Here is a 12,595-nt window from a genome sequence, read left to right as displayed (position 1 = left end):
TTCCTAGCACTCGATGATGGCTTTGACGACGCCCTGGCTGGGGTCGAGTAATGTGGCGAACGAATCGGCCACGTCGCCCAGCGTCAGTCGGTGGGTGTTCAGGGCCGTATCCGGAATCAATCCGTCGCGCAGGCATCGCTCGACGTGTCGGAAGTCTTCCTGGGTAGCGTTGCGGCTGCCCATCAGCGTGGCTTCACGCTTGTGGAATTCAGGGTCGGAGAAGGTGATGGAGTCCCGCACCACCGAAATCATCACATAGGTACCGCCATGGGCGATGAACTCGAACCCGCGTTCCATGGCCCGTGCGTTACCGGTGGCATCGAACACGACGTCGAAAAAATCACCCCCCGTCAGTTCAGCCAGGGTCTGCTTGTCGCCTTCGCCGATGTGCACTGCGGCGTGGATAGCCAAGTGTTGCTTGCAGAACGCAAGACGATCCTCACGGGTATCCAGGACGGTGACTTGCGCCCCACGCAGGCTGGCGAAGATTGCCGCGGCCATGCCGATCGGGCCGGTGCCGACCACCAGCGCGCGTTTATCCGCCTGGACATTTGAGCGTCGCACAGCGTGCGCGCCGATCGACAGAAACTCGATCATCGCCGCCTGATCAAGGGAAACACCCACAGCCTTGTGCACGAATTCGTGGGGAACGCTCAGGTACTCAGTGAACGCTCCGTCGCAATGAACTCCCAGTACTTGAATGCGGGTGCAGCAGTTGGTCTTGCCCTGGCGGCAGGCGATACATGTCCCGCAGGAAAGGTAGGGCATCACATAGACGACATCACCGATGGCGAGGTCGCTGGCGCTGTCCGTCTCGTCGACAACCCCGGAGCACTCGTGGCCCATGACGCGCGGATATTCGAGGTACGGCTGATTGCCAGTGAAGATGTGCAGGTCGGTGCCGCAGACCCCGACGCGCTTGACCCGGATGAGGATCTCCCCCGGTTTCCTGGAGGGTTTTTCACGTTCGATGGCGGTTAGCGAGCCGGGTTCGTTGCAGATGACAGTCAGCATGTCGATGTTCCTTGGCTGGCGCGCAAGCAGTGGCTACCTGCGCTCGGGAGGAGGGTGTGAGCGCGCGGCTGCCGGGACCGAGGCTCTTTTTTGTTGTAGGCGGGCAGTGACCTGCACCGATGATCTGGGTTCGAAACTACACGCCAAGAAAAATATTGGCAAGACCAATTAATAAAAAACAAGATTGGACTGACCAATAGGGCTTGTAACGCTGACCCGATTTCCCCACGGATGCATTGAGTGCATTCCGGTGACCGACAGGGTGGACGGCTGCTTGGGCCTGTCATGATCGAATGCGAGTCGCCTTTGCCGGAATCTCCAACCGACGGGTTGCTTTTGGAAGGACTGGGGCTACTGTACTTAGGATCAACCTGCCGGCCCCGGGGCCGATTGATTCACCCAGCCAGCGCTCGGGTGCTGGGCCTGGTTCGTAGAGGCAACGTGATTTTCGTGTCCACCGCACCGCCAAGGAGGCGCCATGTCATTTCTTTACCATGTGACGAACAAGGCTAACCTGGCGAATATCAGCGCCGCCGGGCTGGCCCCCGCCGCCAAACGAAAGGCATCCGCGGCCCAGGCATTCGGTGCAACTCAAAAGAACCGGATTGAGATGCGCGAACACAATCGCCTTGCACGCTTCAAGATGCTCCTCAAGGACCTGGCGGTGGCAGGTTATTCACCGCGCACGATCCTTTTCAATGAGCGAGCGGCAACGGCGAGGGTGCAGATCGCTTTTTCCAACAAGGATTTTGCCGTCGTAGACGATATTCCCTATGTCGAGCAGGTCGGTGTCTATCCGCCCATTCCCGCAAAAAAAGGCGTTGTTGCGGCCGACGCGGACCTCAAAGAGATTCTGGCAAGGTACGTCGAGAAGCTGCGCAGCGTCTCGGCACCGTTGGACGAGGACTTGTTCGACGAGCGACAGGCCAAGGCCCATAGGGCGAAGAATTCCTTTTACGGCAAAGCAGTCCAAGAGATCGATAGGCTGGATCTGTCGTTGCACCACCGGCATTTTCTCAGCGAACTGGCCTATGCCTATGAAGAGTTGGTGGCCGACGACGAACAGGAAGTCACCCGTCACCGCGTATACCTGTTCCCCGAGAAGCATCTCAAGAGTCAGTACAGCACTTACGCCAAGCATATCGTCAGTGGTCAGTACGAGAACCTGGCGATATTGCGGGTGGATTCGGCGAATGTTGCCAATCCGATGTTCGATGCGGCGCAGGGCAACGGCGCGACAACGAAAGAAATCATCCAGGCCATCCACATCAACTATGTGGTCGGTATTCCCTTGGCGTCGGTGCAGGATGGCAGTGTCTTCAATGGACAATGGAATGAGTTGAGTCAATACGAGTGAGGCTATCGAAGATTTTTTACTGAACCCGGGTCTATCCGGTCATGTCACTCGTTTGTCAGGAACGACAACATGATGGAGCAGCCGATGCGACCTCTGTACTTCACCAGCCTTTCCTTTGCCGCGCTGCTGTGCGTAGCGTGTTCAAGCCAGCCGCCCGCGACATGGAGCTATGCAGACGCTCAAGGACGGGCCAATCTCCCTCCCGACCAAACCTACCCCGAACTCTTTGAAGCGGTGCAACGCGAGCAGGTGTTCACCGACCAGAAGCATTTCGTGGACGCACTGCCCAACCGTGACCCGGCGCAGATCCGCGCCGATTACCTGGACCGACGTAATCGCGATGGCTTCGATATCAAGTCTTTCGTGAAAGACAACTTCATCGAATCCGGCGAAGTCGAAAGCCCGGCTCCCAAGCCCGGCGCTCCGATCAAGGAACATATCGACAGCCTTTGGCCGGTACTGAGTCGATCCTACAGCCAGGTGCCGGCCTACAGCAGTTTGTTGCCCCTGCCGCAGCCCTATGTGGTGCCCGGCGGACGCTTTCGCGAGATGTATTACTGGGATTCATATTTCACTATGTTGGGTCTTGAGCAGAGCGGTGATAAGGCCCAGGTCCGGCAGATGACCGACAACTTTGCCTACATGATCGACACCTACGGCCACATTCCCAACGGCAATCGCAGCTACTACTTGAGCCGGTCGCAGCCTCCATTCTTCGCTTACATGGTGGAGTTGCAGGCGCGTATCGAAGGTGACCAGGCCTATGGACGATACCTGCCGCAGTTGCAGAAGGAGTATGCCTATTGGATGGAGGGCGCCCAGTCACTCAAGCCCGGTTCGGCCGCGCGACACGTGGTCAAACTCGCCGATGGCAGTGTGCTCAACCGCTATTGGGATGCCAGTCCGACGCCTCGACAGGAGTCCTGGTTGCAAGATGTCAGCACCGCCGAGCGAGCGCCGGACCGGCCCAAGGAAGAGGTCTGGCGTGACCTGCGCGCCGGCGCTGAAAGCGGTTGGGACTTCAGCTCGCGCTGGTTGGACGACGGCCAGAACCTGGCGAGCATACGCACCACGGCCATCGTGCCCGTGGACCTCAACAGCCTGATTTATCATCTCGAAAACACCATCGCCAAAGCTTGCGAGACGGTGCAGAACATCCCCTGTGTCCAGGCTTACGGCCGGCGCGCCGAGTTGCGCCAGCGTGCCATCGAGAAGCATTTGTGGAATGCCGACAAAGGTTTCTACGTGGACTACGACTGGCAACGCAACCAGCCACGCCAGCAGCTCACGGCCGCGACGCTTTTCCCGCTGTATACGGGGCTGGCGTCTGTCGAGCATGCCAATCGCACCGCCGATGCGGTACGTGACGGCCTGTTGCGCCCCGGCGGCATCGCCACCACCCAGGTCAGCAATGGCCAGCAGTGGGACGAACCCAATGGCTGGGCACCGTTGCAATGGGTCGCGGTGGAGGGGCTGGACCGATACCGGCAAACCGCCCTGGCGCAGCAAATTGGCAGCCGCTTCTTGCAGCAGGTCGAGAACCTTTACCGCAAGGAAAACAAGCTGGTGGAGAAATACGATCTGTCTGGGCGCGGTGACGGCGGGGGAGGCGGTGAATATGAACTGCAGGACGGCTTCGGCTGGACAAATGGGGTGACGCTCAAACTGCTGGGTAAATATGCTGAAACGTCGTCAAGCCTTATGAGTGAGTGAATGCCACACACATTCCCTGTGGGAGCGAGCTTGCTCGCGAAAGCGGTGGTTCAGCAATATTGAGGGGGACTGACACACCGCCATCGCGAGCAAGCTCGCTCCCACAGGGATGTGTATGGGCTCGCTATTCATGCACCGTCACCCGATTGCGTCCGGTCTTCTTCGACGTATACAGCGCCTGGTCCGCCCTGGCGATCAGGTCGGCGTGGTCGTTCGAGGGCTGGCTCAGGTCGGCCACGCCCAGGCTGATGGTGAAACGGATGGTCTGGTCGTTGTGCACCACCTCCAGCGCCTCCACGGAATGCCGCATGCGTTCGGCGAACGCGTGTGCGCCGCTGCTGTCGGTATCCGAAAGCACCACGCCAAACTCTTCACCGCCATATCGCCCGACCACATCGGAGTCGCGCGCATGTTCGCGCAACAGCCTGGCGACTTGCTCGATGACCTTGTCGCCGGCCTGGTGACCGTAGGTGTCGTTGACCCGCTTGAAGTGATCGATATCGAGCATCACCAGGCTCAATGCATGGCCGTAGCGCTGGTGCCGGGCGTAGGCGGCTTTCAGGTTGCTTTCCCAATGACCGCGGTTGTACAGCCCCGTCAGCCGATCGGTGCTGGAGAGTAGCTGCAGCTGCGCGTTGGCGGCCTGGAGCTGATGCCGGTTGGTGGCGACGTCGGTGACGTCATAGATCACCAGGCAGATGTGCTTGATGGTGTTGTCAGGCGAGCGCAGCGGCAGCAGCGTGGTGTTCTGGTACATGAACGCTTCCTGGCCGGTGATCGGCTGGTAGCTCTTGAACCGAATCAGGTACGGGCGCTGCTCCCAGACCGTGAACGCTGGCGTGCCCAGGGTCGCGACACTTTCCACCTTGCGACTGAACCATTGGCGATCGATTTCAGGGAACAGGCTGAAAAAATGCTGATTGTGGGCATCCTTGGGCTGCACCCCCGAGCGGTTCTCCATGAACGTGTTCCAGACCTGCACGCGGTACTCTCGGTCGAGCACCACGACACCGACGTCGATGCTCTGAACGATGGCCAGCAACCAGTGAAACTCGTTCAGATCGATGGAATCGTTCATGGCTCAGCTCATCAGATAGGCGAGTTTGTGGGTCAACCGTTCGATGGAGTCTTCCGTGAACAGCAGCAACAGATCGAAGCGAATATCGTGCCCTTCCAGGCTGTAGCTGATTTCCACTGCCAGGGTCTTTTTCCAGTGCATGCGGTTGCCCTGGATCAGCTCCTCGATGGCCGCGTGCTGGCCGAGAATCTGCGGATGGCCCTGGGAAAACACCACATCGATCTGTTCGGCAATGCTGCTGAGACACGCGCCGATCAAGACGCTGGAAAGGTCCAGCAACATTTCCAGGTCCGAATAATCGGCGCTCTCGCGCTGCATCAATTGCGCGATGTCGGCGATTTCCGAGTCATGGAATATCAGCAGGGCCTCACCGGCGATGCCGCTGCCGATGAAACCCTGGCAGATGGCCGTGAGTTGCTGGGAGCTGCCGACGTCGTTGAGCGCCATATGCAGTTCCCCGACTTCGAGGATGTTCACGTTCGGCACCGGCAACTGCACAAAGACCCCCAATACCTTGGCGATCAGGGCCGCTGCCCGGCCTATGGCCACGTTGACCGTCTCGCGGAACACATCGTGAAAACCGATGGCCGTGTTCGTGGCCGAACGATTCTGCAACGGCACCTGGCCGGATCGGGTCAGTAGCCCCACCCGGGTGAGGGTCTGGCGCAGTTCGTTTTCGTCGAAAGGCTTTTTCAGGAACGCCAGCGCGCCCAGCTCAAGCACGCGGCGCACCGCCTCGTCCTGGACGTCACCGGAAATCACGATGACTTGCGCCTTCAAGCCCTCTGCGCGCAATGCGCTCAACACCTGGTAGCCATCCATCTCCGGCATGGTCAGGTCGAGCAGCACCACTTGCCCCAGGCCTTGGCGTATGGCGTCCATCGCCTGGCACCCGTTGACCGCCTCGGTGACCGAAACCGGCCAGTCTGTAGGCAGCGCGCGCAACACCTGTTTGCGCGCCATGCTGGAGTCGTCACACACAACCAGGGGAATCAACGGCACAGGGGCATCCATTGGCGTTCAATGGCAGGGTGGGTCCTACGTACATCATTCATAGGCTGGCAGGGGCCCTTGATTAACGAACAGGATTTATCGGGCATTGCGTCCTGCGTGAAAGACTTGCAGGGCACCGTTGTATTAAAAACTGGACCAATAAGTCAGGGGAGTCAACTGCACTTCGTCATTACAACTAGCGCAAAGCCACGGTCGGCGTGCCGATTGGCATTGGCAGGCACAGTTTGTGGTCTATAGTTTTGTGCAGGTCCGCAATCCTTCAGTGCCGGCGGCCAGGAACCATGGACGCCGCGCAGCATTGCCGCGCCGGATATTCGCAGGCCGTCAGCAGTGAACAATGCAGGGAGCACACCATGGCAATCCAACGGGCGAGTGTACTGACGTCGGCCCAGGATGTTGCCCCTCGTGAAAACCCCTTGTCCGATGCGACGGGCGATCTGTTTCGGCGCCGCTTCGATCAGGTCAAGGAAGCCTACATTCTGTTCCCGCTATTGGCGGCTCTCCTGTTGTCGGTCATCTGGGCGGGCACCCTGTACCTGATCAAGGTCGAACAGACCCGCGCGCAGCGGGGCATCGCCGAGGCGAGCCTGGAAATCGGCGCCACCTACGAAGCGCAGATCCTACGGGCGGTGCGTGAAATCGACCAGACCCTCAAACTCGTCAAGTACACCTACGAGTCCGAGCGCGAGACAAACCCGCTGCCCAAGCTCAAGGCACGCGGCTTGCTGCCTTCACCTTATTTGTTTGATGTCAGCGTGGTGGATGCCAGAGGTCTGGTCGTGGCCAGTACCCAGTCGAGTGAGGTCGCAAACCAGATCGCCAAGGATGAGCTGCAAACGGTGGGGCGTGACACTGCACTGTCGATCAGCCGTCCGTGGAAAAGCCCGGCGACGGGGGAGTGGAAGCTACGTTTCAGTCGGCGGCTCGACACGGGGGATGGCGCATTCGCCGGGATCGCCATGGTTGAAGTCGACGCGGCCTATTTCGTCAGCAGTTATGACACCTCGAAGCTTGGCAATCAGGGCTTGCTCGGCCTGCTGGGCATCGACGGCGTCTTTCGGGCACGGCGTAGCGGGGAAGCGATATCGGCCGGCGATGAGATCGATTACGCCGCCGTGGTGCCGGACACCGAAAACACTGACGCCGTACGCTTGATCAACGGAACGGACGGCGTGCGGCGCTACACCAGCGCCCGTCAGCTCTACGATTTTCCGCTGGCGGTGATCGTCGGGTTGTCCGAAGAAGAACAATTGGCCACAGTGAAGCGGCAAGCGCACACCTACCTCTGGCGCACGGCCGGCGGCAGCCTGTTGCTGGTGTTGTTGGCGGGGCTGCTCGCCCGGATGAGCTGGCAGCTGGTGCAAAGCCGTCTGCGCGCAGGCGAAGCGAAAATTGCCTACGCCGAAAATGTCGAGTATCTGGCCTATCACGACGGCCTTACGGCATTGCCCAATCGCAGTCTGTTCAGCAAGCTGTTGAGCCAGAGCATTGGTGAGGCAAGTCGTTATCATCGGCAACTGGCGGTGCTGTTCCTCGACCTCGACCGCTTCAAACAAGTCAACGATACGCTTGGGCACGATGCCGGCGATCAATTGCTCAAGGAGGTGGCGCTGCGACTCAAGGCGTGTCTGCGCACCAGCGATACGGTGGCCCGATTGGGCGGCGACGAATTCGTGATCCTGCTGCCAGAGCTGTCCGATGGCAAGGACGTGGCCACCGCTGCCCAGAAAGTCCTTGGGGCCATCGCCCGGCCTTTCAACCTCCAGGGCCAGGAGTTCCGGGTGACCGCCAGCGTCGGCATCAGTGTTTTCCCACAGGATGGCCTGGACGAGCAGACCCTCAAGAAAAACGCCGATATCGCGATGTACCAGGCCAAGCAGTGCGGCAAGAATAATTTCCAGTTCTACTCCGCGAAGCTGAACGCGGACTCACTGGAACGGATGACGCTGGAGCTGAGCTTGCGCCACGCCCTGGAGCGCCACGAGTTCCAGCTTCACTACCAGGCCAAGCGAGATATTGGCAGTGGCCGCATTACCGGCATGGAGGCGCTGCTGCGCTGGAATCACCCGGACCTGGGTATCGTGGCACCGATGCAATTCATCCCGGTAGCGGAAGAGACCGGTTTGATCGTGCCGATCGGCAAGTGGGTGCTCAAGACCGCCTGCCAGCAAAACGTGGCCTGGCAGCAACAGGGATTACCATGCCTGGGGGTCGCCGTGAATCTCACGGCACGGCAGTTTGCCGATGAGAACCTGCTGACGGACCTGGCTGGGATATTGGCTGAAACTGGGATGGATGCACGTCTGCTGGAGCTGGAGATCGCCGAGAGCCTGCTCATGCAGGACGTCAAGAGAGCGTTGAACGTGTTGACCGGGCTTAAACAGCTGAAGGTCCGCATCGCCATCGATGATTTCGGCATTGGCTATTCTTCGCTCTCTGCCCTCGAACAGTTTCCGCTGGACGTCATCAAGATTGACCGCTCGTGTATCTGTGATACCAGCAGCGTGTCGGAAGACAAAGCCTTGACCGAGGCCATTATTGCCATGGGCCGGACCCTCAGCCTGACCGTGGTGGCCCAGGGCGTGGAAACCAAGGAACAGGCCGATTTCCTGCGCGACAATGCCTGCGACGAATTCCAGGGGTTCTACTTCAACAAACCGGTGCCCGCCGATCAGTTCAAGGTGTTGCTGCAAGCCCAGGCGGCTGGCCCGGATCTCGATACCTGAGGCCCGCGCTTATTACGGGTCAAACGACAGTGCCCTGACGCTGCCGTCTACCTCCTGAGCATCGATATAGCCAATGGTGCCGGGGTTCTCTGCAACACGCTTCTTGACCTCCGCACTGCTTGAAACAGCCTGGGGCGGTTGGCCTCTGCCGGTAAAGATGATTTTCGACCAGTGCGCCTTGAGCTGGGAGGCGGACTTGCTTGTGAACGTTGTGTAGAACTCGTCGCGGGTCGGCGAATCTTCCGTCAGGTCAATGGGCGTTGCCTGTCCTCCGTCGGGGAAACGACTGGTCTTGCCGAGGAATATATCCGCCACCTGATTGCGCGCGAGCGTCTTCACCGGGCTGGACGCGGCGACGACCACCACCACCTCGGCCTTGACGGCAGCGCTGGCGGCGCACAGGGCGAGCCCCGCCATGGCGAATCCGATGAGTCTCACAACCCACATGGCCTGCTCCATCAGAAGACAAAATCAACAGCCAGGCTGATGACGTTGAGCGAACCCCCCGACGTGAAGTCCGGTTGGGGGTTGATCAACGGACCGACCGAGTTGCCCTTGAAACGTGTGTGATCGAATTGCACTTTGGCGTCCATGTTCTTGGTGAAATCCCAGCGCATACCCAGGGAAAGGGTCTGCTGGCCTTCGTTTGAGCCCAGGATGCTGTTGAGCGCACCGTTGAGTTCGGCGGCCGCGCCCGCCAGGGCCGGCGGCAAGGCCGATAGCGTCAGGCCCGGGCTGGAGACTTCTGTTTCGGTTCTGGAGCGTGCGTAGGTGACATAGGGAGTGAACGCTTCAATGCGGTATCCGCCGCTGATGTACCAGGCGCTGGTCCTGCCCAGGCCGGAACGGCTATCCAGACGCCCCCATTCACTCATGACGAACCAGTCGCCCGGATCGTAGCTGGCACCCAAGCCGATAAAGTCGACGGGGGTGTCATCGGAATCGTAGCGATCGGCGATGGCGACGCCTTCCGGACCGAACGCCCTGAAGGTATCGAAGAGTGAATTGAACGGCTCCAGGGTCAGGTCGGCCTTCATGTAGCTGATGCGTGTGGTGAGGACGCCAAGCTCGGTGGTGTTGGTGACCCCCCAGAGATTTCTCGTCAGCGCCTTGCCGGTCCCGTCGGAGTCGCGGCTGTCGGTCTGGCCGTAGTGGGCGTGCACCGTGTTGGTGATTTCATCGACTCGAAACCGGTAGCTGCCATCGATGCCGTCGCTGCTGGAAATTGGCATCAGGCCGTAGACCTCCATGGGGGCCCGCACCCAGGGCAGGGTATAGCCCACTTTTCGAGTGTCGGAGACCAGGAAAGTCGGCAATACGGTACGGCCAATGCGTGCGTTGAAGTCCGGCGTGAACTGGTACTTGATGTTGGCCCACTCGACAAAGGGTCGGTAACTGTTGTCGTAGCGCTGCTCGGAAATGACCTGCACCACAGCTGACAGCTGCGGGGTGAACGTGGCGGTCAGCTGGGCACCGATCAGGCTGTCGACGTCGGCGCTCCAGTTGCGCGAATGCCCCGCACCGTTGGGCTTGAAGATACTGGACGTGAAGTCGGCTTTTTTCTCGCTGGAATGAACGATCCCCACCGTGCCGAAGCTGCTCAACGAGAACATCGACGTATCGGCTGGGTCGGCGCTGGAACCGCCGGCATACAGCGTCATGACGGCCAGGGCCAGTGTATTGGGTCTTGTCGCCATAGGGTCAACGTGACCTCGTTGCATGGAGCGCCATTCGTCTGTTCCTTGTAACGTTGGCTGAAAACTGCGTGAAACCACCGAAGCGTAGCCTAGATCGCCAATTTGAGCGTAAAGGTCGCCCCTGTTCCCGGGCCATCGCTGTGGGCTTCCAGTGAACCGCCCATCTCCATGGCCGCCAGGACGCAGCTGTGCAGGCCAAAACCATGACCGTCCTTGCGCGTGGTAAAGCCATGGGCAAAGATTCGCGTCAGGTTCTCGGGCGCGATGCCTTCGCCATTGTCGATGACCTTGATCACCAGGGTGTCTCCTTGGTGCATCTCACTCTGAAGGATGATCTGGTGATCAAGCTCCGGCTTGTCATCCATTGCCCTGCTGGCGTTTTTTATCAAGTTGACCAGGATTAGCAGCACCCGGTGCTTGTCCAACTGCAGCAAGGGCGTTTCGGCAAAATTTCGTACCACGGTTATCTGGCGCGCCGCGATGATGCCGGCGTTCATGCGCAAGGCATCCTCGATCAGTTCCTTTATCTGCACGGTTTCGGCAATGGTAGAGGTGCCCGCATACGATTGCTGGGCGGAAACGATTTCCTTGATGTGGTCAACGCTTTTAGTCAGTTGGCCGAGTTCCTCGGTCATGCTCTGTTGCTCGATCGCAAGCGCGTCTACCAGTTGGTTCAGATAGCCGGGCAGCAGCTTGCCTTTTGCGTCGTGGGAGATGAAGTCGCCGAGGTCCTCGGCATGCTCGTTCATCATTTGCACCGCTTTGCCGAGCCCCAAGGCCTTGCTGGTACGCAGCTTGCGGGTGACCAGGTCGGCGGAGATATTCACGCTGTTGAGCACATTGCCGACGTTATGCAAGACGTTGGTGGCGATTTCGGCCATGCCGGCCTGACGGGCGGCCGCGGCCAGTTGCGTCTGGGCTTCGGCGGCGCGCAAACGGCTCTGCGCCAGTTGCCAGCTCATCCGGGCGAGCAGGCTCACCAACAACACCAGCACCAGGCTGCCGCCTGCGGCGCGCCAGAGATAGGTGCGCGCCTGCTGGTTCACCGCGGCCAGTTGCTCTTGCTCGGACAAGCCTACAATCACCGCCAACGGAAAGTCGTAGAGCTGGCGGGCACTGGTGTAGCGCCGCACCCCGTCCCATCCGTTGACCGAGAGCACGGCCTCGGTGTTTTCGGCGTCCGGCACCACGGCGCTGTAATTGACCATATCGCCGGCCAGTACCGTTTCCCCGGTGCGCCGTACGCGGAAGACGCCGTCGGTGCCAAGGAGCCCGAGCGCACCCTGGTCGCCGAGTTTCGAGGCGTCGTAGCTGCTGACGAAGTACGCCGCATCGACTTCGACCCTGGCGATCCCGGAAAGCCCGCCATCCGCCGCGTCGAGTCTCCGGCTGAAGCGCAGGCGCCATTCCCCGGTGACAGGGCTTTTCCACGGGTGGCTGATGGACAGTGAGTCGCTATGACGTAGCGTTTGCTGCTCATCCGGGTCAGCGATATTTTCCCGCTCGTTGACCCGCGTGCTTGCCACGAGCCTGCCGTCCGGGCTGACCACACTGACGTCGAACACCAAGGCCGGCGGCAACAAGGCCCGCTCCTGGAGACGGCGCAAGGGATTAGGCTCACCTTCAGCTTCGTAGGTGTATTTGACCAGTTTGAGGGTTTGATCGATTTCGTGAATGGCGCGCAACATTTGCGCTTCGTAGGTGGCGCCCATCTCCAGGCTTGCCGTCGCGGCGCTCTGCTGCGCCCGGGCATGTTCAACCTTGATCAGGTACAGGGTCGCGGTCCAGATGGCCAGCAACAGAAGGGCGGCCAGTAACGGAAACAGAATGTAGGCTTCCTTGGCCTGATCGATGCCAAACCGAAACACGCCGGCCTCGGTATCGCCATCAATCTCTGCATGATGGGCAGGGCCAGGGGCCAACCTCAGTGTCTCAGGCCGCTGGTTCGGCATAGTGTGCTCCCTGCATTTCACTATTGAAGGCGGATGGTTATCCG

At 59.9% G+C, this 12,595-nt stretch carries 9 protein-coding genes; 3 read left to right on the top strand and 6 right to left on the bottom strand.

Annotation, left to right across the window (positions count from 1 at the left end):
• Window positions 1-3: 3 nt before the first annotated feature.
• On the bottom strand, window positions 4-1,014 hold the full coding sequence (locus BT116_RS00405) for a zinc-binding alcohol dehydrogenase family protein (protein WP_072339052.1): 1,011 nt from the start codon (window positions 1,012-1,014) through the stop codon (window positions 4-6).
• A 478-nt stretch (window positions 1,015-1,492) separates the two neighbouring features.
• On the opposite strand from BT116_RS00405, the gene BT116_RS00400 reads away from it, so the two are divergent.
• Both BT116_RS00400 and treA read left to right on the top strand, forming a co-directional pair.
• Entirely contained in the window at window positions 1,493-2,371 is an 879-nt protein-coding gene (locus BT116_RS00400) for a hypothetical protein (protein ID WP_072339050.1), read from the top strand.
• 84 nt (window positions 2,372-2,455) lie between these two features.
• The gene (gene treA / locus BT116_RS00395) at window positions 2,456-4,084 is read left to right on the top strand and encodes an alpha,alpha-trehalase TreA (RefSeq protein ID WP_092156383.1); all 1,629 of its coding nucleotides are present in this window, start codon (window positions 2,456-2,458) and stop codon (window positions 4,082-4,084) included.
• 124 nt (window positions 4,085-4,208) lie between these two features.
• On the opposite strand, the gene BT116_RS00390 is transcribed toward treA, so the two are convergent.
• The gene (locus BT116_RS00390) at window positions 4,209-5,162 is read right to left on the bottom strand and encodes a GGDEF domain-containing protein (RefSeq protein WP_072339046.1); all 954 of its coding nucleotides are present in this window, start codon (window positions 5,160-5,162) and stop codon (window positions 4,209-4,211) included.
• Between the two features lie 3 nt (window positions 5,163-5,165).
• Window positions 5,166-6,176 (bottom strand): response regulator, encoded by a 1,011-nt coding sequence (locus BT116_RS00385; protein WP_072339044.1) that lies wholly within the window; start codon window positions 6,174-6,176, stop codon window positions 5,166-5,168.
• 353 nt (window positions 6,177-6,529) lie between these two features.
• Between BT116_RS00385 and BT116_RS00380 the strand changes: the two genes are divergently transcribed.
• Entirely contained in the window at window positions 6,530-8,902 is a 2,373-nt protein-coding gene (locus BT116_RS00380; protein ID WP_072339912.1) for a putative bifunctional diguanylate cyclase/phosphodiesterase, read from the top strand.
• Between the two features lie 12 nt (window positions 8,903-8,914).
• Here the strand turns inward: BT116_RS00380 and BT116_RS00375 are convergent, their stop codons facing one another.
• The 3 genes from BT116_RS00375 to BT116_RS00365 all read right to left on the bottom strand — a co-directional run bounded on the left by BT116_RS00375 (window position 8,915) and on the right by BT116_RS00365 (window position 12,551).
• Window positions 8,915-9,349: a type 2 periplasmic-binding domain-containing protein gene (locus BT116_RS00375; protein ID WP_072339042.1), complete on the bottom strand. Its 435-nt coding sequence runs from the start codon at window positions 9,347-9,349 to the stop codon at window positions 8,915-8,917.
• Window positions 9,350-9,360: 11 nt separating this feature from the next.
• Window positions 9,361-10,599 (bottom strand): porin, encoded by a 1,239-nt coding sequence (locus tag BT116_RS00370; protein WP_072339040.1) that lies wholly within the window; start codon window positions 10,597-10,599, stop codon window positions 9,361-9,363.
• 89 nt (window positions 10,600-10,688) lie between these two features.
• A complete protein-coding gene (locus tag BT116_RS00365) occupies window positions 10,689-12,551 on the bottom strand; it encodes an ATP-binding protein (protein ID WP_072339038.1) in 1,863 nt (620 codons plus the stop codon).
• Between the last annotated feature and the right edge of the window lie 44 nt (window positions 12,552-12,595).

The sequence above is a fragment of the Pseudomonas sp. NFACC16-2 genome, assembly GCF_900119205.1.
Classification (GTDB): Bacteria; Pseudomonadota; Gammaproteobacteria; order Pseudomonadales; family Pseudomonadaceae; genus Aquipseudomonas; species Aquipseudomonas fluorescens_Q.
This window is presented reverse-complemented; position numbering and strand designations above follow the sequence as displayed.